At 63.8% G+C, this 23,697-nt stretch carries 20 protein-coding genes; 13 read left to right on the top strand and 7 right to left on the bottom strand.

Annotation, left to right across the window (positions count from 1 at the left end):
* Positions 1-99 precede the first annotated feature (99 nt).
* Both FA04_RS00880 and pdeM read left to right on the top strand, forming a co-directional pair.
* Entirely contained in the window at positions 100-2,646 is a 2,547-nt protein-coding gene (locus tag FA04_RS00880) for a ligase-associated DNA damage response DEXH box helicase (protein ID WP_034797128.1), read from the top strand.
* A gap of 114 nt (positions 2,647-2,760) precedes the next feature.
* Positions 2,761-3,486, top strand: a complete 726-nt coding sequence (gene pdeM / locus FA04_RS00875; RefSeq protein WP_034797601.1) for a ligase-associated DNA damage response endonuclease PdeM — start codon at positions 2,761-2,763, stop codon at positions 3,484-3,486.
* A 51-nt stretch (positions 3,487-3,537) separates the two neighbouring features.
* Here pdeM and FA04_RS00870 read toward each other — a convergent pair whose 3' ends face one another.
* The 4 genes from FA04_RS00870 to FA04_RS00855 form a co-directional block, all read right to left on the bottom strand.
* Positions 3,538-3,774 carry an Lrp/AsnC ligand binding domain-containing protein gene (locus tag FA04_RS00870; RefSeq protein WP_034797129.1) on the bottom strand — a complete coding sequence of 79 codons (237 nt, stop codon included), beginning with the start codon at positions 3,772-3,774 and terminating at the stop codon, positions 3,538-3,540.
* Positions 3,775-3,887: 113 nt separating this feature from the next.
* Positions 3,888-4,688 carry a TIGR02186 family protein gene (locus tag FA04_RS00865; protein WP_034797130.1) on the bottom strand — a complete coding sequence of 267 codons (801 nt, stop codon included), beginning with the start codon at positions 4,686-4,688 and terminating at the stop codon, positions 3,888-3,890.
* Positions 4,688-5,614, bottom strand: coding sequence for a sulfite exporter TauE/SafE family protein (locus tag FA04_RS00860; protein ID WP_034797131.1), 927 nt, complete (start codon positions 5,612-5,614; stop codon positions 4,688-4,690). The genes FA04_RS00865 and FA04_RS00860 overlap by 1 nt, the downstream gene beginning before the upstream one ends.
* Positions 5,615-5,954: 340 nt before the next feature.
* On the bottom strand, positions 5,955-9,770 hold the full coding sequence (locus tag FA04_RS00855) for a peptidoglycan-binding protein (RefSeq protein WP_034797132.1): 3,816 nt from the start codon (positions 9,768-9,770) through the stop codon (positions 5,955-5,957).
* Between the two features lie 481 nt (positions 9,771-10,251).
* On the opposite strand from FA04_RS00855, the gene FA04_RS00850 reads away from it, so the two are divergent.
* From FA04_RS00850 to FA04_RS00825, 6 genes are all read left to right on the top strand, one after another.
* Entirely contained in the window at positions 10,252-12,048 is a 1,797-nt protein-coding gene (locus tag FA04_RS00850; protein ID WP_034797133.1) for an acyl-CoA dehydrogenase C-terminal domain-containing protein, read from the top strand.
* A 72-nt stretch (positions 12,049-12,120) separates the two neighbouring features.
* Positions 12,121-13,329, top strand: coding sequence for an acetyl-CoA C-acetyltransferase (locus FA04_RS00845; RefSeq protein WP_034797134.1), 1,209 nt, complete (start codon positions 12,121-12,123; stop codon positions 13,327-13,329).
* Between the two features lie 2 nt (positions 13,330-13,331).
* On the top strand, positions 13,332-13,745 hold the full coding sequence (locus FA04_RS00840; RefSeq protein ID WP_034797135.1) for a YbaY family lipoprotein: 414 nt from the start codon (positions 13,332-13,334) through the stop codon (positions 13,743-13,745).
* An 11-nt stretch (positions 13,746-13,756) separates the two neighbouring features.
* A complete protein-coding gene (locus FA04_RS00835; protein WP_034797136.1) occupies positions 13,757-15,973 on the top strand; it encodes an FAD-dependent oxidoreductase in 2,217 nt (738 codons plus the stop codon).
* A 165-nt stretch (positions 15,974-16,138) separates the two neighbouring features.
* Positions 16,139-16,567, top strand: a complete 429-nt coding sequence (locus FA04_RS00830; protein WP_034797137.1) for a GNAT family N-acetyltransferase — start codon at positions 16,139-16,141, stop codon at positions 16,565-16,567.
* Positions 16,568-16,640: 73 nt separating this feature from the next.
* Positions 16,641-17,474 (top strand): methyltransferase domain-containing protein, encoded by an 834-nt coding sequence (locus FA04_RS00825; protein ID WP_034797138.1) that lies wholly within the window; start codon positions 16,641-16,643, stop codon positions 17,472-17,474.
* A gap of 26 nt (positions 17,475-17,500) precedes the next feature.
* On the opposite strand, the gene FA04_RS00820 is transcribed toward FA04_RS00825, so the two are convergent.
* The gene (locus FA04_RS00820) at positions 17,501-18,385 is read right to left on the bottom strand and encodes a DMT family transporter (protein ID WP_034797139.1); all 885 of its coding nucleotides are present in this window, start codon (positions 18,383-18,385) and stop codon (positions 17,501-17,503) included.
* Between the two features lie 220 nt (positions 18,386-18,605).
* On the opposite strand from FA04_RS00820, the gene FA04_RS00815 reads away from it, so the two are divergent.
* A complete protein-coding gene (locus FA04_RS00815) occupies positions 18,606-19,187 on the top strand; it encodes a LysE family translocator (protein ID WP_034797140.1) in 582 nt (193 codons plus the stop codon).
* A gap of 70 nt (positions 19,188-19,257) precedes the next feature.
* Here the strand turns inward: FA04_RS00815 and FA04_RS00810 are convergent, their stop codons facing one another.
* Positions 19,258-19,722, bottom strand: a complete 465-nt coding sequence (locus tag FA04_RS00810; RefSeq protein WP_034797141.1) for an SRPBCC family protein — start codon at positions 19,720-19,722, stop codon at positions 19,258-19,260.
* Between the two features lie 133 nt (positions 19,723-19,855).
* Between FA04_RS00810 and FA04_RS00805 the strand changes: the two genes are divergently transcribed.
* The gene (locus tag FA04_RS00805; RefSeq protein ID WP_034797143.1) at positions 19,856-20,365 is read left to right on the top strand and encodes a winged helix-turn-helix transcriptional regulator; all 510 of its coding nucleotides are present in this window, start codon (positions 19,856-19,858) and stop codon (positions 20,363-20,365) included.
* Positions 20,366-20,384: 19 nt separating this feature from the next.
* Here FA04_RS00805 and FA04_RS00800 read toward each other — a convergent pair whose 3' ends face one another.
* Positions 20,385-21,467, bottom strand: a complete 1,083-nt coding sequence (locus tag FA04_RS00800) for a calcium:cation antiporter (protein WP_034797145.1) — start codon at positions 21,465-21,467, stop codon at positions 20,385-20,387.
* 187 nt (positions 21,468-21,654) lie between these two features.
* On the opposite strand from FA04_RS00800, the gene FA04_RS00795 reads away from it, so the two are divergent.
* The 3 genes from FA04_RS00795 to FA04_RS00785 all read left to right on the top strand — a co-directional run bounded on the left by FA04_RS00795 (position 21,655) and on the right by FA04_RS00785 (position 23,672).
* A complete protein-coding gene (locus tag FA04_RS00795; RefSeq protein ID WP_034797146.1) occupies positions 21,655-22,308 on the top strand; it encodes a S24 family peptidase in 654 nt (217 codons plus the stop codon).
* A gap of 13 nt (positions 22,309-22,321) precedes the next feature.
* A complete protein-coding gene (locus tag FA04_RS00790; protein WP_034797148.1) occupies positions 22,322-23,134 on the top strand; it encodes a thermonuclease family protein in 813 nt (270 codons plus the stop codon).
* A gap of 127 nt (positions 23,135-23,261) precedes the next feature.
* On the top strand, positions 23,262-23,672 hold the full coding sequence (locus FA04_RS00785) for a tellurite resistance TerB family protein (RefSeq protein ID WP_034797150.1): 411 nt from the start codon (positions 23,262-23,264) through the stop codon (positions 23,670-23,672).
* Positions 23,673-23,697 lie beyond the last annotated feature (25 nt).

The following is a 23,697-nucleotide window of genomic DNA, read 5'->3' as shown; positions in this document are numbered from 1 at the left end:
CTTAATCGTGGATAATTTTTATCTATGATTAGACGGAGAGTCAATGCCTGTGATTGCACCCATCGGACAGGCTTCTCTTTTGGCGGATTTGATCTACCTTTGTTCTCCGTGAACAGGATCGATTCCAGAGAGCCGCAGGGCGATGCCCTGACCCTGCCCGCTCCCTTTCTGCGCTGGTTCGGCGAGAAGGGCTGGCGGCCGCGTGCGCACCAGCTGGAGCTGCTCGCCCGCGCCGAGGCCGGGGAAAGCACGCTGCTGATCGCTCCGACCGGCGCCGGCAAGACGCTCGCCGGCTTCCTGCCTTCGCTGGTCGATCTCACCCGGCGCGGCAAGATCCCGCCGGGCGCAGCCTTCGTCGGCATCCACACGCTCTACATCTCGCCTCTGAAGGCGCTCGCCGTCGATATCGAGCGCAACCTGATGAAACCGGTCGGCGAAATGGGACTGCCTGTGCGCGTCGAAAACCGTACCGGCGATACGCCGACCGCCAAGCGTCAGCGACAAAAACTCAATCCGCCCGACATTCTGCTGACGACGCCGGAGCAACTCGCGCTGCTGCTCGCCAACGGCGAGGCGCAACGCTTCTTCAAGGACCTGCGCTACGTCGTCTTTGACGAGCTGCATTCGCTCGTCACCTCCAAACGCGGCCATCTTCTCTCCCTCGGTCTGGCGCGGCTGCGCCGGCTGGCGCCCGGCCTGCAGACGATCGGCCTCTCGGCAACGGTCGCCGACCCGATGGATCTGCAGCGTTGGCTGGCGCCGCAAGAGCCGGACGCGCACAACCATGCCGGTCTCGTCCAGGTCCAGGGCGGGGCCAAGCCGCAGATCTCCATTCTGAAGACCGAGGAGCATGTGCCCTGGGCCGGGCACTCGGCACGCTACGCCATCGCCGATGTCTACGAAGCGATCAAGGAGCACGGCACAACCCTGCTCTTCGTCAACACCCGCAGCCAGGCGGAGCTGCTCTTCCAGGAGCTCTGGACGATCAACGACGACAACCTGCCGATCGCGCTGCATCACGGTTCGCTCGACGTCGCCCAGCGCCGCAAAGTCGAGGCGGCGATGGCGGAGAACCGCCTTCGGGCGGTCGTTGCGACCTCGACGCTCGACCTCGGCATCGACTGGGGCGATGTCGATCTCGTCGTGCATGTGGGCGCACCGAAGGGCGCGAGTCGCCTTGCCCAGCGCATCGGCCGCGCCAACCACCGCATGGACGAACCGTCGAAGGCGATCCTGGTGCCGGCCAACCGCTTCGAGGTGATGGAATGCCAGGCCGCACTCGACGCCAACTATATCGGCGCGCAGGACACGCCACCCGTCGGCAAGGGCGCTCTCGACGTGCTCGCCCAGCACGTGCTCGGCATGGCTTGCGCCGCGCCTTTCGATCCGCTCGCATTGTTCGATGAAATCACCACCGCCTCGCCTTATGCGACGCTCGCCTGGGAGACCTTCGAGCGCGTCATCGATTTCGTTGCGACCGGCGGCTATGCGCTGAAGACCTACGAGCGCTATGCCCGCATCCGCAAGACCAAGGACGGGCTCTATCGCGTCTCCAATCCGCTGGTGGCGCAACAGTACCGGCTGAACGTCGGAACCATCGTCGAATCGCCGATGCTGAACGTGCGTTTGGTCAAGCGCAACGCCCGCGGCTCGCTTGGCCGCGGCGGCATGCCGCTCGGCAAGGTCGAAGAGTACTTTCTCGAAATGCTCTCGCAGGGCGACACCTTCATGTTCTCCGGCAAGGTGCTGCGTTTCGAGGGCATCCGCGAAAACGAGTGCCTGGTCAGCCAGGCCTTTACCTTCGATCCCAAGGTGCCGAGCTATGCTGGCGGCAAGTTTCCGCTGTCGACCTATCTCGCCGAGCAGGTCCGCAGGATGCTTGCCGATCCGGCGCGCCGGGCAGCGCTGCCGGAACAGGTGCGCGACTGGCTGTCCTTGCAGAAGGACGTCTCGATGCTGCCGCGCGAGGACGAGCTTCTGATCGAGACCTTTCCGCGCGGCAGCCGCCATTACATGGTCATCTATGCCTTCGAAGGGCGGTTGGCGCACCAGACGCTCGGCATGCTGCTTACCCGCCGGCTCGATCGCGCCGGGCTGAAACCGCTCGGTTTCGTCGCCACCGATTACTCGCTGGCGGTCTGGGCGCTCGACGACCTCGGGGCCACCTTCGAGCTCAGGCGCGGCGCGCTTGCCGATCTCTTCGACGAGGACATGCTCGGCGACGACCTCGAAGCCTGGCTCAACGAATCCTTCCTGCTCAAACGGACCTTCCGCAACTGCGCCGTCATCGCCGGCCTCATCGACCAGCGCCATCCCGGCAAGGAAAAGACCGGCCGGCAGGTGACGGTCTCGGCAGACCTCATTTACGACGTATTGCACGCGCACGAGCCGGATCACCTGCTGCTCGAAGCGACCCGCAACGATGCGGCGACGGGGCTTTTGGACATCGCCCGCCTCGGGGATATGCTGAAGCGAATCAAGGGCCACATCACGCATCGACGGCTCGACCGGATCTCGCCGCTGGCGGTGCCCGTCATGCTGGAGATCGGCAAGGAAATGGTCCAGGGCGAAGCGCAGGACTTCCTGCTGTCGGAAGCCGCCGACGACCTGATCCACGAGGCGATGGGCGGTCTGGATGTGGATTGATAGGAAAATGGTTTCGAGAATGAGCAGTCTGTCGATATCGGCGGGTTACCCCCCTCTGGCCTGCCGGCCAGAGGGGGGTACTATCCTCGCAACACAATGTGCGAGACCGTGACCATGCACCGCCTCGCCCACGCCCTCTCGGCTCAGACGACTGCCCCCCTCCTCCATGCGCAGACAATCGTCAACGGCGTCATCGCGATCTGCGATCCGCTCGGTAGCCTCTACCTGCCGGAGACGGGCACGCTGGTCGTCTCCGACCTGCATCTGGAGAAAGGCTCCGCCTTTGCCCGCCGTGGCATGCTTTTGCCGCCTTACGATACGCTGGCGACGCTGCGTGTGCTTGAAGCGGCGATCGCGCGGCACGACCCGAAGTTCGTCATCAGCCTCGGCGACAACTTCGATGACCGCGTCGGTTCGGCGGCAATGCCCGATGATTTCCGGCACATGGTTGCCGCCATGGCGCATGGGCGCGAATGGGTCTGGATCAACGGCAACCACGACCCGGACGGCGCTTTCGGCCTGCCGGGCGCCTCGATGGACGAACTCGGCCATGCGGGCCTGACCTTCCGGCACGAGCCGAAGCGCGGCGATGCCGTCGGCGAGATCGCCGGGCACCTGCATCCGGCTGCAACGGTGGTAAGACGGGAAAGAGCGGTGCGCCGCGCTTGCTTTGCGACCGATGGCACGCGCATGCTGATGCCGGCTTTCGGGGTCACCACTGGCGGGCTCGATCTCAGGCACCGGGCGATGACCGGCCTCTTCGACCGCAGCAAGCTTGTCGCCCATATGCTCGGGCGCGACCGGATCTATTCGGTTCGCTTTGCCAATCTCATCGCCTGAAGAGGGCGGGGAAAACGGCGCGGCTCTCCCGCGCCGGGGATCCGCCGGTAATCAGAAGGCGTTGAAGGTCAGCGTCGTCAGCGAGCGCGAGATGCCCGGCACCGTGGCAATGTTGTCGTTGATGAACTTGCCGATGTCCTGGCCTTCTTCGATATAGACCTTGATGATCAGGTCGTAATCGCCGCTCGTCGAATACATCTCCGAAACGATCTCCTTGCGGTAGATCTCGTCGGCAACCTCGTAGGTCTTGCCGGGAGCGCACTGCAACTGGACAAAAATCGGTTTCATCGAGCTTCCTCTGTTTTTTATTTGCCATGGCATGCGCTGATGAAACGCATTCGGCATGCCTTTCCATAGCGCTCCGGCGCGCAAAAGGAAACGTCGGCGAAGATCGCCCGTCACTATTCCTTGCGGAAGATCACGCTGGCGCCCCAGCCGGTGATGACGGCGAGCAGCACGGCCATGAGGCCATAGAGCAGCGGCTGCTGGTGTGCCGCCTGGGTGATGAACTGTTCCAGGCCGGTCTTGACGACACGCAGCGGCAGCGCCTTGGCGGCGACGAAGACGCCGTCACGGAAGAGATAGGCGCGAACCACATGCACGCCGTTCGGCACGTTGGCCGGCAAGCGCACCGAGGCCTTGAAGAGGCTGGAGCTGATGAACTGCACGCCGCCGGGATCGCGCTCGTAGACGCCGCTGGTCTCGCGGATGCGGCGGAAGGCGTTGCGGAATTCGCCGAGATCGCTGCCGTCACCCACGAAGCCGAGCGGCACCAGCCGCATGTGGTCGACGCCGATGCCCATGTTGCCCATCTCGCCGGGCGGCGCGATCGTCTCGATATCGCGCGTCGACGACAGCGAATAGGATTCAGGCACTAGCTCGAAGGTCATGGAGCTGGTGTTCACCCAGATGCCGAAGACGCGCTCCTTCTTACGCACCGTCGCGTTGTCCTTGGGCCCTTCGAGGCTGACGACGATGTTGTAGCGCCCCTGGGCCAGCAGGCCCTGATCGAAGCCGTCGACGGCGCCGAAGATCGTCAGGTCGGCGCCGCGGAAATCGGAAGTGATGGCGATCTCGTCGGTGGAGATGCCGATCTCCAGCTTCTCGGTGAAGTCGGCATTCTCGTCCTGGATGGCTGCCTGCGCCGGGGCGGCGAAAGCCAGAACAAGGAGAGCGAGAGCTGTGCGGGCGAGGCGGATCATCAGAAACCGAACCCCGCGGATACGACCGAATAGACGTCCTTCGGCGGAATGATGAGCTCGATTGCCAGACGGATGCCGACGGCAAGAACAAGCAAGGCCAGCAATGCGCGCAGCTGTTCGCCGCGCAGCTTCTGGCCGACGCGTACGCCGTATTGGGCACCGATGACACCGGCGATCATCAGTACGAAGGCGAGCACGATATCGACGGTGTAGTTGGTCGAAGCCTGGACGATGACCGTGTAGGCCGAAACGAAGATGATCTGGAACAGCGACGTGCCGACGACGACGTTAGTCGGGATGCGCAGGAGATAGATCATCGCCGGCACCATGATGAAGCCGCCGCCGACACCCATGACCGAGGTCAGGATGCCGATGCAGAAGCCGAGGGCGACAACCGGGATGACGCTCAGGTAGATCTTCGATTTCTTGAAGCGCATCTTCAAGGGCAGGCCATGCACCCAGTTGTGCTGGCCAGGGCGACGCAAGGTCGTCTGCTGGTTCTTGGCCGCCTTGCGCATGGCGACGACGCTCTCCCAAAGCATCAGGCCGCCAACGGTGCCGAGCAGCACGACGTAAAGCAGCGAGATCACCAGGTCGAGCTGGCCGAGGCGACGCAGCAGCGAGAACAGCCAGACGCCGACGGTCGCGCCGGCAAGACCACCGCATAAGAGCACCGTGCCGAGCTTGATGTCTATCGTGCCACGCCGGAAATGCGTGATCGCCCCCGAAATCGACGAGGCCACCACCTGGTTGGCACCGGTCGCTACCGCTACGACGGGAGGAATATTGTAGAAGATCAGGAGCGGGGTGATCAGGAACCCGCCACCGACGCCGAACATGCCGGACAGAAAGCCGACTGCGGCGCCCATACCGAGAATGATGAGTATGTTCACCGACAACTCTGCGATGGGCAGATAAATCGACACGCCGGGACCTCGATATGCCAACGGCCCGCGATGCGGGCGAACCAGTCAGTGTGGCAATCAAATCACCACGATTGAGGGAATATTCGAAGGGCCGGCACCTCTCCCGAGGGCGAGGCGGCCTCCGTCATGCACTCCTGCAGCGTTGCGCTTCCGCCAGGACGTGCCAAGGCCACGAATCGGACCTTGATTGCTGCATCGGTTCTTCCTTAGCCCGATTCCGATTAAGGAATTATGCAGCAGCCCGAGATTTCAACCTTTTCAGCCACATGGCGGATGGCTGCGCCACCCGCAACCCGTGTCGCTCGGCTCTGCGGCTTTATTACGGCGCAAGACCCAAGGGTCAGGAATTGCGTTTCAGCAATTCCTTGACCAGCTGCTCGGTGATTTCGCCCGTCGGCTCCTGGCCGACCGACTTCTGGAAGGCCTTGATGGCGGCGACGGTCTTCTTGCCCATCTGCCCATCCGCCTTGCCAGCGTCAAAGCCGTTGTTGTTGAGGATCGCCTGAATGTTGCGGACCGCCTTGCTCATGTCGACGCTGGCGGTCTTGTTGGCCGGGCCAACCCAGGCATCCGGAACGTCGACGCTGTTTGCCTTGGCGTCGACCGGTTCAACCTTCCAGGCTTCCGCCTTGGCCTTGGCGCTTTCGAGCTGCTCCGGCTTCATCGCCTTGGCAACTTCGTCGCGCTTGGCGCCGGCATCGAGATCGCCTTCGCGGGCAGCCGCCGAGAACCACTTGTAGGATTCCGTCAGGTCCTGCGGCACGCCGTTGCCACGGGCATAGAGAACCGCAAGGTTGAACTGGCTGTCGCGGATGCCGAGCTCGGCCGCCTTCGCAAACCACTTCGTTGCCTCGTTGAAGTCAGGCGCGCCATCGCGGCCGCTTGCCAGCATCACCGCGAGGTTGTGCATGGCGCTGGCGTTGCCCTGGCCAGCGGAAGCGATATAAAGCGCCTTCGCCTTCGCCGCGTCGCGCGTCACGCCGGTGCCCTTCTCGTAAAGGGTCGCGAGGCGGTACTGTGCCGGCACGACACCGGCATCGGCGGCGCGCTGATACCATTTGGCGGCTTCAGCCATGTTTTCCTGAACACCACGGCCCTCGGTGAAGCGCACGGCGATTTCGTAGAAGGCGAGCGGGTCGCCGCCCTTGGCCGCGGTCACCAGCGCGACCGGACCGAAACCTTCCGGCAACACGACGTCGGTGGGCACAGCGGCAGCAGCTGTCGTCGCCGGGGTCATCGCGGCGCCATCGACCGGCGCGCTGGCGAGCGAAGCGTTCGCCACCGGCGTCGCTACGGCCGGAGCCGGCTGGAACTCGGTGACCGGCGTCTTCGTTTCGGCGACCGGCGCAAGCATCGGCGCCTTGTCTTCGGGCGTTGCAAAGGTGGTCGTCGGCATGGTCGTTGCCGTCACCGCGATCGAGGCCTCGGGAGGCTTCACGGGCGTTTCGACGGAATCGAGCGGTGTCGCAACGGCCGTCTCAGACGCGGTAACCGGTGCTTCCTGCGCCGCGACGGTCGTGCCCTGCACCAGGTGGTCGTCGGCGGCCTTGAACTCGGCTGCCTGCGGAGTGACCGTCTGCTCGATGACCGCGACCGGTTCGACCGGCATCTCGTCCTTGTTTAGCATCGAGCTGACCAGCGGGTAAGACATGATCGCCAAAAGAACGGCGCCGACGGCCATGAGGATCGGCCGGCGATGGCGGGCGAAGGCGCCGCCGATGCCGGACGTCGCGGCCTTGTCGCCGGTCTTGTTGAGGGTGTCGGTCTCTTCGACGGCAAGCTGGGCGGCGCGGCGGGCGGCGGCGATGAAGTCCGATTTGTCGCCATCGGCCGGTTGGATGCCTGCCTTGTTCATCTGCCCGGCGCGCACGCGTTCCAGGATCTTCTTCACGTCGGGAACGCCGGAGCCCGGCTCGAGCAGCTGGTTCGCTTCTTCCGGCGCGAGCATTTCGGAGGGATCGATCGACGGGGTCGGCTCTACGAGCTTGCGTGCCTGTTCCGGCGCCGGTTCCGAGCGCTTGCCGGAAAAGCGCCGGGTGAGGCCGGCGAGCAGGCCGGTGCGGGCGGCGGCAGCCGGCTCGCGCTCTTCTTCGAGCTCGACGGTCGAAATCTGCGCATCGTCGGCAAGGGCTGTTGCCGGTTCGGCGGGTTGAACCGCGACGGCCTGGTCCTCTGCCTGGAGGGCACGGACATTGCGCTGCAGGTCGTCGTAGCGATCATCAAGATCGCCGCCACCGAAGGGGTCGTGGAACTCCGGCTGTGCGGCGCGCGGCATCTGAGCCGCTTCGCGCACCACCGCCATGGCAGGCTGCGCCGCCATTGCCGGCTCGCGGTTTTCGATGCGCTCCAGCTTGTCGGCAATGTGGACGAGCGTTTCGTGCAGCGCCTCGAAGGTGCGCGCAGTCCGCTCTTCGCTGGAGCGGCTCAAGTCCTCAAGCGTCCTCAAGTCTTCGGCAAGCGCCGAGATCGCTGCCAGATCGCCACCGGCGGAGGCCTGCGAAGGGCCGTTCTTGGAATAGGCTTCCATCACAGCTTCGGCGGCCTGGCGCGCGGCTTCCACGATGTACTCGTCGCTGGTCGAGAAATAGTCCTCGAGCGCGGTCATGCGGCTTTCGTAGTCGACGGGCATGGCGCTTTGGGCGACGTCCGCCCGCGGCTGGCTGACCAGCGTCGACAGGTTGGCAATCTGGGCTTCAAGGTTCTGAAGTGCCGCGCGGTCGTCGAACGGCGCGGCGTAGGTCTCTTCCAGACGCTGCGCGATACCGACCAGGCGATCTTCCAGCCGGTCGAAACGCGGATCGGAAGCGGGCTGGGCGCCATGGGTGTCAAGCTCGTCGATCCGGCGGGCGAGATAGTCCAGCCGTTCGGCGAGCGCGTCGTTGACGCTGCCCTGGTCGAGAGCTTCGATCTTGCGGGAAATGTCCGACAGGTAATCGTTGAGGTCTGACTGCGCGGTCCTGCTGCTGCGCTCCATCATCAGCGACAGCTGGTCCAGCCGCTCTTCCAAGCGGGCAGCCGCCTTTTCACCGGCGAGATCCTCGACCCGGACGGTCAAGGCTTCGAGGCGCGCACCGAGCCCACCGTCGTTCGGGCGCGACAGGCTGTCGATCTGGCGGGAGAGATCGCCAAGCCGGCTTTCCAGGCGATTGACAAAGCTGGAATCCAGCCCGGACGTCGTGCGAGTGTTGGCCGCGATGGCGCGGCTGATTTCGTCGAGACGGCTGTCGAGATCGGCAAACTGCGAGACGAGGCGGCGATCGTCCGGCTGGATCTGGCGACCGAGCATTTCGATCGCCTGGGCGACGGCGATCAGCTTGTCTTCCAGCGCGTCGACGGCGGAGCTTCCCTGGAGCGAGCCGATCTGCAACTTGATTTCGTCCAGGCGATAGGCGAGCGCGACCAGTTCGTCGTCGCGGTTCTGATCAAAGGCGATCAACCGGTCTTCGACACCGCTCCAGCGGTTTTCCATCCGGCGCATGCTGTCTTCGCGCGCGAGACCGTCGATCATCGCGCGCAGGTCGTCAAAATCGCCGCGCAGCGCATCGGCCTGGGCGGGCGATGCCTGGCGGCCGAGATGCTGGATGCTATCGGCAAGGCGCTGCATGTCGCCGCGCACGTCTTCGGCAAAGCTGTGATCCTGCGCCTGCGCCTTGATGCCGCGAATTTCGGTGCGCAGCGAATTCATCTCGCGCGTCAGGCCGTCAGTGATGTCGCGCTTCAGGTCCTGGCGCAAACCGACAAGCGCTTCGGCGATATCGTTGACCGCGGAGGCGGGCCGCGGAGGTTGGCTGTGAAGCGGTTGCTGGCGCGGCTCTTCGACGTAACGATCGGAGACGGGGCGTTCGGGGGCATAACGTTCCGGCTCGCGCTGCGGCATCCGGTCGCGAAGCGTCGGGCGCTCGCGCGAGGTGCTGAGGCTGCGCTGGCGCTGCATGATTTCGGCGACGGCATCGCGGGGCGAGGCCGTTTCCCGCACGGGTTCGCGGGCGGGCTGGCGCTCGGGCGGCCTTGGCGCCGGGTCGCGGGCCGTGCCGCTCATCAGGCCTTCGATCCGCGCCTCCAATCCTTCGATGGTGCGGTTCAAGGCGTCGAGCGACGGCCGCTCGCTATAGGACTGGCTGCCTGCGCGCTGAGGATTTGATCGCAATCCGCTCATGTTGTTCTTCGCCCCTGTCGTCGGCCATCTCGAAAGTCGTCACGGAAGAAAACTGCTTTCTTCACCCCTGTGGCGCTTCCGACGCGGGCAAAACTACAACGATGCGACGCCAGGACAGGTTGCAGCTTTGACCATCTCAACACGCACCTTTCACGAAACGTGGTAAACAAGCGGTTAACCTGCGGATGATTTTTTAACGATTTGGCAGGATCGTGCGAAGTTGAGGCGCCGCGGTGCCGCCGACCTCCCCCACACACCACCAAACTGCACGACACGCAATTTTTGACGTTTACGCAAACGTCAAAATTTTGTAGCATCCGGCCAACGATGCGAGACCGCCCTGGAGCATCCCGCTGTCCCGTGGAAGCACGGGAGGGAGACGATGCCCTGGAATCAATGAGGATGGCGGCGCATCCGGCATCCTGCAACCGGGCGTCGACGACGAGAGACGGCAGCCCGAAGCACCAAAGGCGAGGAAAGAATGCCCATCTACAAGGCTCCGGTCGACGATACCCTCTTCATCCTGAACGACGTGCTCGGCATCGAGCGCTACAACAACCTGCCCGGATTTGCCGATGCGACGCCCGACATGATCGAAGCGATCGTCGGCGAAGCTGCCAAGCTTGCCGAAGAAGCCCTGTTTCCGGTCAACCTTTCCGGCGACCAGGAAGGCTGCAAGCGTCGCGACGACGGTTCGGTCAGCGTGCCGAAGGGCTTCAAGGAAGCCTTCGACCTCTACCGCGAAGGCGGCTGGCTTGGCCTTGCCGTGCCCGAAGAATTCGGTGGCCAGGGCCTGCCCTATACGCTGCACACCGCCGTCGGCGAATACATGTCGTCGGCCAACATGGCACTGACCATGTATCCGGGCCTCACCCAGGGCGCGATCGCCGCGATCCTCGTGCATGGCACGGACGAGCAGAAGCAGGCCTACCTGCCGAAGATGGTTGCCGGCACCTGGACCGGAACGATGAATCTCACCGAGCCGCATTGCGGGACGGACCTCGGCCTCCTGCGCACGAAGGCAGTGCCCACCGGCAACGGCGCCTACAAGATCTCCGGCCAGAAGATCTTCATCTCTGCCGGCGAACACGACATGTCGGACAACATCATCCATCTGGTGCTCGCCCGCATTGAGGGCGCGCCCGAGGGTGTGAAGGGCATTTCACTGTTCATCGTACCGAAGTTCAAGCTTGATGCCGCCGGCGAGCCGGGCGAACGCAACGGTGTTTCTTGCGGCGCGATCGAACACAAGATGGGCATCCACGGCAACTCGACCTGCGTCATGAACTATGACGAGGCCGAGGGCTATCTCATCGGCACGGAGAACAAGGGCCTCAACGCCATGTTCGTGATGATGAACGAGGCGCGCCTCGGCGTCGGCCTGCAGGGTCTCTCGATTGCTGAAATCGCCTACCAGAATGCCGCCAACTATGCGCGCGACCGCATCCAGGGCCGTTCGCTCTCCGGCCCGAAGGCGCCGGACAAGAAGGCCGACCCGATCATCGTGCATCCGGACGTGCGCCGCACCCTGATGACGATCAAGGCCTTCAACGAAGCCGGCCGCGCCTTCACGCTCTGGACCGCGCTCAAGTCCGACATCGCCCACCGCTCCGACAATGATGCCGACCGCCAGACGGCCGACGACGTCCTCGGCCTGATGACGCCGATCCTGAAGGGCGTACTTACCGACAAGGGCTTCGACCATGCCGTCATGGCGCAGCAGATGTTCGGCGGTCACGGCTACATCGAAGAACACGGCATGAGCCAGTATGTCCGCGATGCCCGCATAGCGATGATCTATGAAGGCGCCAACGGCATCCAGGCGCTCGACCTCGTCGGCCGCAAGCTAGGCCTCAACGGCGGCCGCGCCGTCATGGCGCTGTTCAAGGAGATCGGCGATTTCTGCGAGGAAAACCGCAGCAACGAAAAGCTCGCCGCCTATACCAAGGCGCTGAAGAAAGGCCTCAACGACCTGCAGGCGGCCACCATGTGGTTCATGCAGAACGCGATGGCCAAGCCCGACAATGCCGGCGCCGGCTCGACCGACTACATGCACCTCTTCGGTCTCGTCGTCCTTGGTTACATGTGGGCGAAGATCGCCAAGACCGCCGAGGAAAAGCTTGCCTCTGGCGAAACGGCGCGCGCAGACTATCTGAAGAACAAGCTGATCACCGCGACCTTCTTCATGGAAAGGATCCTGCCGGAAACGGCCCTGCGCAAGGCCCGCATCGAAACCGGCGCCGACACGCTGATGGCGCTCGATGCGGCCGCTTTCTAATCCCGCCGCGGGTTCGATCTAAAATGTTTTGACGGGCAGCACCTGACGGTGCTGCCGAAAGGGAGATGAGACATGACGAAAGTCTTCGTTTACGACCACGTGCGCACACCGCGCGGCCGTGGCAAGAAGGACGGATCGCTGCACGAAGTGCCGTCTGTTCGCCTGGCAGCCAAGATGCTGGAAGCGGTGCGTGACCGCAACGACCTCGACACCTCGACCGTGGACGACATCATCATGGGTTGCGTCGATCCTGTGATGGACGCAGGCGCGGTGATCCCGAAAGCTGCCGCCTTCGAAGCCGGTTATTCGACCCGTGCGCCTGGCATGCAGATTTCACGCTTCTGCGCCTCCGGCCTCGACGCCGTCAACTTTGGCGCAGCCAAGATCGCCCAAGGCGCCGACGACATCGTGATTGCCGGCGGCGTTGAATCGATGTCGCGCGTCGGCCTCGGCATGTCGGGCGGCGCCTGGTTCATGGACCCCTCGGTCAACTTGCCGGCCTTCTTCATGCCGCAGGGCGTTTCGGCCGACCTGATCGCCACCAAGTACGGTTTTAGCCGCGACGACGTCGACGCCTATGCGGTCGAAAGCCAGAAGCGTGCGGCGCACGCCTGGGAACAGGGCTACTTCAAGAAGTCCGTCGTGCCCTTCAAGGACCAGAACGGCCTGACCATCCTCGACCGCGACGAGCACATGCGTCCGGGCACCGACATGCAGGCGCTCGCTTCGCTCAACCCGTCCTTCCAGATGCCGGGCGAAATGGGCGGCTTCGAAGCCGTCGGCATCCAGGCGCATCCTGAAATTGAGAAGATCAACTACGTGCACCACGCCGGCAACTCTTCGGGCATCGTCGATGGCGCTGCTGCCGTGTTGCTCGGCTCCAAGGCCGGCGGCGAAAGCATGGGCCTGAAGCCCCGCGCCCGCATCCGCGCCTTCGCCAACATCGGCTCCGACCCGGCACTGATGCTGACCGGCCCGGTCGACGTCACCGAAAAGCTTCTGAAGCGCGCCGACATGAAGCTGTCGGACATCGACCTCTTCGAGCTCAACGAAGCCTTCGCGGCCGTCGTGCTGCGCTACATGCAGGCCTTCGACATCCCGCACGACAAGATCAACGTCAACGGCGGCGCGATCGCCATGGGCCATCCGCTCGGCGCAACCGGCGCGATGATCCTCGGCACCGTGCTCGACGAACTGGAGCGCCGCGATCTCAACACCGCGCTCGTCACGCTCTGCATCGGCGCCGGCATGGGCACGGCCACGATCATCGAAAGGGTCTGACCATGGACGTGATGCGCCGCACCCTTGTCGGAGTGATGGGCCTGGGGCTGCTTGCAGCCGCGGGCTGCGTCTCCGACGAGGAGGAAGGCGGCGACAGCTTCACGCTCACCGGTGCGATCTCCAATGTCGCGAGCGGCCCGGTTCCGGCCGGCACCGTCACGATCCGGCTCGAAGAGCAGGGCGTGATGGACGTGGCCGCCAAACTGATCGCCGAGACTTCGGTCGTCAGCGACGGCAAGGCCACCCGCGTGCCCTTCGTGCTGCAGGTGCCGAAGCCCGAACTCGACAAGGCTGTCGACGCGGGCTTCACCATTCGCGTCGAGCGCGACGGCCGGCTGATCGCCACCAACACCAGCAAGCAACGTTACAGCGGCGGATCGAACGTCTCGCTGCAGATCGAACCCATTCTCTACTGAGGGGGAGAACCATGACGAATTACACCAATTTCAAGATCGAGACCGACGCTGACGGCATCGCGCTCGTCACCTGGGACATGCCTGAGAAGTCGATGAACGTCTTCACTCAGGAGGTGATGGAAGAGCTCAACGCCATCGTCGACCAGACCACGGCCGACGCAGCGGTCAAGGGCGTCGTCTTTACGTCCGGCAAGTCGAGCTTCTCCGGCGGCGCCGACCTTTCCATGATCAAGTCGATGTTCACCTTCCAGCAGGAAGAAAAGAAGAAGGATCCGGATAACGCCGCCCAGAAGCTCTTCGACCTCGTTGGCCGCATGACCGGGCTCTTCCGCAAGCTCGAAACCTCGGGCAAGCCATGGGTATCGGCGATCAACGGCACCTGCATGGGCGGCGCCTTCGAGCTTTCGCTCGCCTGCCACGGCCGTGTCGCGTCGAATTCCAAGTCGGTCAAGATCGCGCTGCCGGAAGTCAAGGTCGGCATTTTCCCGGGCGCCGGCGGCACCCAGCGCGTGCCGCGCCTGACCAATGCGCAGGATGCGCTGCAGATGATGACGACAGGCTCGTCGCTGACGGCAGCCCGCGCCAAGGCGCTTGGCCTGGTGCATGAAGTCGTCGATGCCGACAAGCTGGTCGACGCGGCCAAGGCGATGATCAAGAACGGCCTGAAGCCGGTCCAGCCGTGGGACGAAAAGGGCTACAAGGTTCCAGGCGGCGGCATCTGGACGCCGGCTTCGGCCCAGCTCTGGCCGGCCGCTTCCGGCATCCTGCGCCGCGAGACCTACGGCAACTATCCGGGCGCCGTCGCGATCCTGAAGTGCGTCTATGAAGGCCTGCAGGTACCGTTCGACACGGCGCTCAAGATCGAGCAGCGCTACTTCACCGAGATCCTTCAAACGACCGAAGCCTTCTCGATGATCCGCTCGCTGTTCGTCTCGATGCAGGAACTCGGCAAGGGCGCCCGTCGTCCGGCCGGCGTGCCGAAGTCCGAATTCAAGCATGTCGGCGTCGTCGGCGCCGGCTTCATGGGCGCCTCGATCGCCTATGTGACGGCTGCTGCCGGCATTGCGGTGACGCTGATCGACCGCGACATGGAAGCGGCCGAAAAGGGCAAGGCGCATTCGGAAGGCCTGGTCAAGGATTCGATCGGCAAGGGCCGCCTGACCAAGGAAGAGGGCGAGGCGCTGCTTGCCCGTATCACCCCTTCGGCCGACTACAATGACCTGAAGACCGCCGGCCTCGTCGTCGAAGCGGTGTTCGAGGATCGCCAGGTCAAGAAGGACGTGATCGAGAAGGTGGAAGCGGTGATTGCCGAAGACGCGATCTTTGCCTCCAACACCTCGACGCTGCCGATCACCGGTCTTGCCAAGAACTCCAAGCGCCCGGGCCAGTTCATCGGCGTCCACTTCTTCTCACCAGTCGAGAAGATGATGCTGACGGAAGTGATCCTCGGTAAGGAGAGCGGCGACAGGGCGCTCGCCGTGGCACTCGACTATGTCGCGGCGATCAAGAAGACGCCGATCGTCGTCAACGACACCCGCGGCTTCTACGTCAACCGTTGCGTCTTCCGCTACATCCACGAAGCCTATGACATGCTGATCGAAGGCGTACCGCCGGCGATGATCGAAAATGCCGCCAAGATGGCCGGCATGCCGGTCGGCCCGCTGTCGCTCAACGACGAAGTGGCGATCGACCTCAGCCAGAAGATCCTCAAGGCCACCGTCGCCGACCTCGGCGAAAAGGCCGTCGATCCCAAGCACCTGGCGCTGATCAACAAGATGGTCGACGATCTCGACCGTCGCGGTCGCAAGAACGGCAAGGGCTTCTACGAGTATCCGGCCAAGCCCGCCAAGAAGTATCTGTGGCCGGAGCTGAAAACCCTCTATCCGCAGAAGAACGCCGACAAGATCGATGTTGAGGTGCTGAAGCAGCGGTTCCTGGCGACGATCGCGCTCGAAGCGGCCCGCACCATGGAAGAAGGCATCGTCACCGATCCGCGCGAAGCAGACGTCGGCTCGATCCTCGGTTTCGGCTTTGCTCCCTACACCGGCGGCACGCTCTCCTACATCGACGGCATGGGCGTGAAGGCCTTCGTCACGATGTGCGAGACGCTCGCCAAGGATTATGGCAACCACTTCAAGCCGACGGCACTCCTCAAGGAAATGGCCGAACGCGGCGAGACCTTCTACGGCCGCTTCGACCCCTACGGCGAGAAGAAACAGGCGGCGTAAGGTTCGCTGAATAGCATTGGAAGCAGGCCCCCTCGAGGGCCTGTTTTCGTTTGAGCCCGGCCTGCTCGAGGCCCTTGCCGGCTTAGCGCCCACCCGGCCGCCATCACTCTGTTACGGTTGTGGTGCTAGGCCTGCGCGGATTGAACCACACTCCATGACGAAGCCATGACCAAAGCCGCCCTCCGCCCCGCCGTCCCCGACGACGAACCCTATCTGCGCTGGCTGGAAGAAGCCTGTATGCGCAACTATGCGATCGCGCTTTGGGGCAGCTGGCGGCCTCGGCTGGCGGATGCACTCATCCTCGGCGAGTATCGCATCATCGCCGTGGGGCACGAGGATGTCGGCTGCGTATCGGTCACGCGGCGCGAGGACCATTTCTGGGTGAACAAGCTTTACGTCGCGCCCGGTCACCAGAAGTGCGGCTACGGTGCGATCGCGCTTCGCCAAGTGCTCGGTGAAGCAAGGGCGATCGGCCTGCCCGTGCAGCTCAGCGTGCTGACGACCAATCCGGCGGTGGCGTTCTACCGCCGCGAAGGTCTTGTGATCTATGAAGAAACTCCCGAGCGACGTTTCATGACGTCCGGCGTGCGTTAAGCTTATCAGCATCTTCTGATTGACGCTCTTCGCGCGCAGGCGCATCCTCCGCGAGGTCAGAGGGGGACACGCCATGAGCGAGCCTGATCTCTATCTTCTTGGGCGCGCCGGGCCCGAAGAAGAACGCCTGAAACGACAGATTGCCAATCTCGCCCCTGATTCCGACCAGCAGCTCGAACGGGTCGGAATCCGGCCGGGCGAACGCGTCGTCGATCTTGGCTGCGGCCCCGGTGGGGTTCTGCACCTACTTGGCAAACGCGTCGGGCCAAACGGATCGGTGCTCGGCATCGAACGCGATCCGAATTTTGTCGAACTCGCCCGCCGTTTCGTTGCCGGCCATGCGCTCCCCCAGGTGGATGTGCGCGAGGGCGATGCCTATGCGACAGGCCTGCCGCGCCGTTCCTTCGACGGCGCTCATATGCGGCTGGTGCTCGTCAACGTGCCGCGGCCAGAGCTGATCGTGCTCGAAATGGTGTCATTGGTACGGCCGGGTGGCTGGATCGCGAGCTTCGAGGCCGATTTCCTCGGACATATCTGCGATCCGCCGCTTGCCGCCTGGGACCGGCTGCTTGCCGCCTATGTCGCCTATTCCGCCGCCAGAGGCATCGACCTCAATATCGGTCGCCGGCTGCATCGTCTGTTCCGGAACGCCGGTATCGAGGCGATATCCGTCGACGCGGTCGAGCATGTCTATCCGCCGGGTCACGACCGCCGGCCGATCCTTCGGGATTTCATCGACAATGTCCGCGGCGGGCTTGTCGCCGAAGGCTTCATCGGCCAGGCCGAACTCGATGCCGATCTGGAAGCACTCGACCAGCATCTTGCCGACCCAAACGTGCTCGTGACCTCACACATGTTCTTCAGGCTGACCGGCCGTGTTCCCGAGGCGCTCGTCATCAAAGCATGACGACGATTTCCGTCCGTCCCGTATCTCTAAGCGGCGGCACCGGCGCGCCGATGCGCCAGTCGTTCGCCGACGATGATCAGCAGGCCGGCCGCAAAGATCAGCCCGGCGCCGGCAAAGACGTTCATGGCCGGAACGTCGCCCCAGATCAGGAAGCCGAGTCCGAAGGCCCAGACGAGCGAGGTATATTCGAACGGCGCGATCACCGAGATCGGTGCCCGGCGCATACCCTCGAACAACGCGTACTGGGCGATGCCGGCGATGACGCCGGTTCCGGCCATCAGCGCGACGTCGAAGAGCGCAGGCGGCGTCCAGAAAAAGCCGACGGCAAGCCCGGTCATGCCGATGAAAAAGACGTTGGAGATCGTCATCTGCACCAGGGTCGTTTCCTGAAGTGCCGTCTTGCGCAGCATGACAGTGCCGATCGCCCAGAAGACGGCGGCGATAAGCGCCAGGAAAACCGGCAGCGACAGTTTCATGCCGGTGCCGAGCGGATCGCAGGCGATGAGCACGCCAACGAAGCCGATGAACACAGCGAACCAGCGGATCGGCGGCACGTCCTCCTTCAGGATCGGTACAGCAAGCAGCGTCACGATGATTGGCGCGGCGTAGTAAAGGGTGGTCATCTCCGCCAGGCCGAGGTCGCGCGCCGCGTTGAAATAGGAAAGCCAGGCAGCGAGCAGCAAAAGATTGCGCACGAAGAGCGGTTTGATCACCGGCGACGAGATGGCGCTGCGCACCAGCTTGCCGCGACCGATCACAAGGCAGAGCAAGAGAATGGTGATGCTGCGGGTAAACAGGATCTGCCAGACCGAGTAGCCGACGACCAGCCATTTGACCGACGCATCCTGCAGCGAAAACAGGAAATAGGAAAACGTCGTCATGACGATGCCTGACAGGACGGTCTTGTTCATGGGAGCCTCGATCACGCCGGCGGGAGGAGAAGCGGCGGAGCCCGTCTGATAGCGCGGCCGCGACGGGCGCGGAAGGGGCATGTCGGGGCGGCGCTGTGGCGATTTCTTGGGGTGGCTTGCACCACAGATCGGACAGCAAGCTTGATGGAGATCAAGAACCGGCGCTTGCGCCGCTGCTAGAAGGCAGCGATAACGACCATGAAACTCGGGTCCCAACGACATGCAGCCGCTCGCCTTTGCCCTTGCCGCCCTCGTCCTGCTCGCGACGCCCGGTCCGACGAATACGCTGCTTTGGCTCTCCGGCGCATCGGCCGGGTTTCGCCGGTCGCTGCCGCTTTTGACCGGCGAACTCGGCGGCTATCTCGCGGTGATCATTCCCGCCGTCGCGTTGCTCGCACCGTTCCTTGCCGCCCATCCGAACCTCGGCCTGGCGCTGAGGCTCATTGCCGCCTGCTGGGTTCTCTACCTCGCCTATGCGCTCTGGACGACCGATGCCGAGCGCAGCGAAGGTGTCGTCATCTCCATCCGACAAGTCTTCGTCACGACGCTGCTCAATCCGAAAGCCCTGATCGTCGCCCTGGTGCTGTTGCCGCAGACAGGACTGGCAGCCGTCTGGCCCTGGATCGCCGGCTTCTCCCTGCTGGTCATCGCCGCCGGGTCGACCTGGATCGGGGCCGGCGCCCTGCTGGTGCAGATGTCCAAGGGTCTTTCGGCTTCGCACCTGCCGCGCCGGATCGCCGCCGTCTGCCTCACGCTCTTCTCCGTCGGCATCGCCGGCAGCGCGATCGCCGCCATGCACTAGCAAAAAAATCCCGGAGGACCAGCACGTGTCCTCCGGGATATCGATCGCTATGCGCGGCCAAACGTTGTGCTCAGGCAGCAACCGCCTCGCCGAGTTCCTTGGCCAACGCCCCCATCAACTCTTCCCAGCCTCCGCGGCGGTACTCGAGCTTGTCGAGCCCGTCGAGGAAGGCCACCTGTTCGGTAAAGACGAGGCGCGTGCCGGTGCCCGCAGGCTGGATATCGACCGTGGCGACGGAGGCAGAAATCCGCCTGTCGTTCTGCGTCATCGTATAGGCAAAGATGATCCGGCGGTTCTCGACGATATCGAGATAGACGGTATCGTCGTAATAGGTCGTCCCGTCGTCCACGCTGAAGCGACCGCTTTCGCGGCCGCCGACGCGGAAGTCGTGGGTGATCTGCGCCCCGGCTTCGACGTTGACGAACCAGCGCTCCTTTGCGGCTGGCTCCGAGAACGCCCTGAACACCTCAACCGGTGTCGCCTTGAAGCTGCGTTCAATGGTGAAGCTCGAATGTTCCACGGATCTGTCAGTCATGTCCTGCCTCCTCTGGGTCGGAAACCGGTGGCTTATACGCAACTGGTTTCGATTGTGAACTGCTATAATTTTGAAATCAGTTGAACGTTAGCGTCAGTGATGCGATAATGCAAGCGGTTTTAAAGAGGTGCCAATGAAGGACGACATGCGCTCGGGTTGCCCGATCAATCTTTCGCTCGAAGTGTTCGGCGACAAATGGAGCCTGCTGATCATTCGCGACATGATCTTCGGCGGCAAACGGCACTTCCGGGAGCTGCTGCGATCGCAGGAGGGTATCTCATCGAATATCCTTGCGGATCGGCTGAAGATGCTGGTCGAACAGGGAATGCTGACGAAGCGCGACGACCCCACGCACAAGCAGAAGGCGATCTACAGCCTGACGGAAATGACGATTGCACTCGTGCCGATCATGGCCCAGCTCGGTACCTGGGGACGGCGCTACCTGCCGGTCAGCGAAGAGCTCAGCATTCGCGCCGAACTCATGGAGAACGGCGGCCCTGCGCTCTGGGATCGCTTCATGGACGAGCTGCGGCACGACCATCTGGGGATGCCGCTCGATGGCCCGCCGCGGGTGCGCGCCACGCTCCAGGCCGCCTATGAAGAGGTGGTCGCCAGGAAGGCGCAGGAAAAGGCGACGGCCTGACGCTCGCCCGGCGGCCGGTTCAGAGCCCGATCGCCGAGAGCATGACGAAGGTGGCAAACAGCACGAAATGCGTCATGCCCTCGATGGCGTTGGTCTGGCCGTCATTGAGGTTGATCGCGGCAACGATCAGCGTGATCGTCACCATCACCGTCTGCACCGGCGACATCGCCATCAGGAACGGCTGGCCGGTATAGAGCGCGATCGCCTCCATCACCGGCACCGTCAGGATGACGGTCGAAAGCGAAGCGCCGAGCGCGATATTGACGACCGCCTGCATGCGATTTGCGAGAGCGGCGCGCATGGCGGTCATGATCTCCGGAGAGGCGGAAATCGCCGCGACGACGATGGCCGTGACAGCCGGCGGTGCACCGCTCCCTTTCAAGCCCGATGTCAGCAGCGACGACATCACTTCCGCCAGCACACCGATCAGCACGATGCCGAGGATCAGGATCACGATCGACGGCAACACCGGCTGGTCGGGGCCGCCCTCTCTCGCGCTCCCCTCGCCCTTCGCCTTCGGATAGCTGTAGCTGAAGAAGTAGCTGTGCACGCCCACCTGCATGCGCAGGAACAGGGCGTAGAGCGTGATCATCGCGCCGATGGTGAAGGCCGAGTAGAGATGCCATTTCGCCGCCGGCACGAATTCCGGCACGATCATAGAAATCCCCATCGCCGTCAGGATCATCACGCTGTAGGTGCGGGCGGAATCGTCATTATAGGGCTGTTCGCCGTGCTTCAGACCTCCGAGAAGGGCTGCAAGGCCCAGGATGCCGTTGATGTCGAGCATGACGGCCGCATAGATCGTGTCGCGCACCAGCGTCGGCGAGGTCTCGCTGGTCATCATGATCGCCAGAACGACGACTTCGACGAGCACCGCCGAGAGCGTGAGGATCATCGTGCCATAGGGATCGCCGACCTTGGATGCCAGAACCTCGGCGTGATGCGACACCCGCAGCGATGCAAGCACGATCGCAACCACCAGACCGGCGGCACCGAGAAGCGTTGCGAGGCGCCCCATCTCAAGCAGGCGATCTTCGAGCGCAAGCCCGGCGACCGCGGCAAGCATGGCGACGATCAGCAGGCGTTCCGCTTTCATGCGCATCAACAAAACGCCCTCCACCGAAAGCCTGTCCTGCCCATCACCGGAACTATAGGGGCCGCGTCCCGCAAATCAAATGACGGAAAGAGGACTATTTTCCTCCCGATTCTTTACCGCCCTGCAGCGTTTCGGTAGTGTGGCCGGGAACCAAAGCAGCAAGTGGCCGCCTGCCCGGCCTGGATCTCTCGTCATGTTGTCTCACGGCACGATCTGGCACGCTATCGACACCCTGGCCGAGCGCCACCAGCTCTCGCCGTCCGGCCTCGCGCGCCGTGCCGGCCTCGACCCGACCTCCTTCAACAAATCCAAACGTCGCTCCGCCGACGGGCGCGAGCGCTGGCCCTCGACAGAATCGATCGCCAAGGTGCTGGGGGCGACGGGCGCCACCATGGACCAGTTCACCAGCCTACTGCAGCCGGAGGGGGTCCCAGCGCCTTCCGAGCCGGTGGCCGCTGCCACGATCCCGCTGATCGGCTTTGCCCAGGCGGGTGCCGGCGGCTACTTCGACGATGGCGGCTTTCCCGCCGGTCAGGGCTGGGACGTCATCGACTTTCCGACGGATGCGGAAAAGCGCAGCGGCACCTATGCGCTCGGGGTCCAGGGAGACAGCATGCTGCCGCTCTACCGCGACGGCGACATCCTGATCGTCGACCCCAGCGCGCCGATCCGGCGTGGCGATCGGGTTGTGGTGAAGACGCAGGAGGGCGAGGTCATGGCAAAGGTGCTCACGCGCCAGACGCCGCGTGTGATCGAACTTCTATCGCTCAATCCCGAGCATCCGAACCGGAGCTTCGAGACCAGCCAGATCGAATGGATCGCCCGAATTATCTGGGCCAGCCAATAGGACGTCCTTCCTGATGCGGCAGCATTTCTACACCCTTGCCGGCGGCATCGCCGCAATCGCCCTTTTCACCGGCATCCTCTATGCGGGCGCTGTTGCCATCCGCGACCGTGAGACCGCCGCCACACCGGAACTCGTTCTCGAAACGCCCGACATGACAGATTTCGAGGCGACGCCGGATCAGGCCGACGACGAGGTCCCGCTCGACCCCGGCGGCGCGGCGACGACCAGCGAACAATCGCCCACGACGGAAAATGCGGCGCGCGCCATCGAGCCACAGCAGTTCGGCCTGCCCGATACGGTCACCAGTGCGCCGCTCGAACGGGTGGAACCGCGCGCGCCGTTGTCGGAACCGAAGAAGGAAGCGAAGGCCGCCGGGCCGACCGTACTCTATCGCCCGGTCGCGGTCGCCGCCGGTGTGATCCAGTTCGACAAGCTGACGCTGCAGATCGACGGCATCGAGCCGGAACAAGCGGAGCGGACCTGCGAAAGCGCCGGCAAGAGCTGGCCCTGCGGCATCGTCGCGCGAACCGCCTTCAGAAACTTCCTGCGCGCACGTGCGGTCAGCTGCGATCTGCCCGAAGGAGATTCCGGCCCTTCGGCCACCGCCTCCTGCACGCTTGGCGGACAGGATCTTGCCACCTGGCTCGTCGACAATGGCTGGGCAACGCCGGTTCCCGGCTCGACCCTCGAAAAACGCGCCGACGCAGCACGCCAGGCGAAGCTCGGTTTTTACGGTGACGATCCGCGCGACCTCAGCCACACGCCGATGACATTCGACGATCCGACCCTCGGCATCGGAGTGGACGCTTCGCAGCCGGACTTGTAAATAGCCGCGACAATTCCCAGCTCTCGACCGTCTGCCGAAAGCGGCAGACGGCTCAACTCTTTGAAACGACGCAATTCCGGATCAGGAACCGTCCCATCCCTGGAATCGCTCTACCGCCGGAAAGCCCATGCAACCAAGCCTCAGCCACCACGAAGCTCTCATCTATGTCATGGTGATGATGTCGGCGGTCGACCGCGAGATGAGCGACGACGAGTTTGCCCGCATCGGCCGGCTGGTTCAGTTCCTGCCCGTGTTCGACGGCTTCGACGAGGACAGCCTCGTCCATATCGGCCATGAATGCTCGGCGCAGCTGGCGGCGCCCGAGGGGCTCGACATCATGCTCGAGATCGTGCGCGAAGCGCTGCCGGAGAAGTTCCACGAGACGGCCTATGCGCTCGCCGTCGAGATCGCGGCCGCCGACCAGCGCATCCGCAACGAAGAAATCCGCCTGCTGCAGTTGCTGCGCGACCGGCTTGGCCTCGACAAGCTGACCTGCGCCGCTATCGAGCGCGGCGCGCTCGCCCGCTTCCGCCGATAGGCCGGCCGGTGATCACGCCGAAAAG

The sequence above is a fragment of the Ensifer adhaerens genome (genome assembly GCF_000697965.2).
GTDB classification, from domain to species: Bacteria; Pseudomonadota; Alphaproteobacteria; order Rhizobiales; family Rhizobiaceae; genus Ensifer; species Ensifer adhaerens.
Note: the sequence above shows the minus strand (reverse complement) of the source record. Positions and strands in the feature narration are given on the sequence as shown.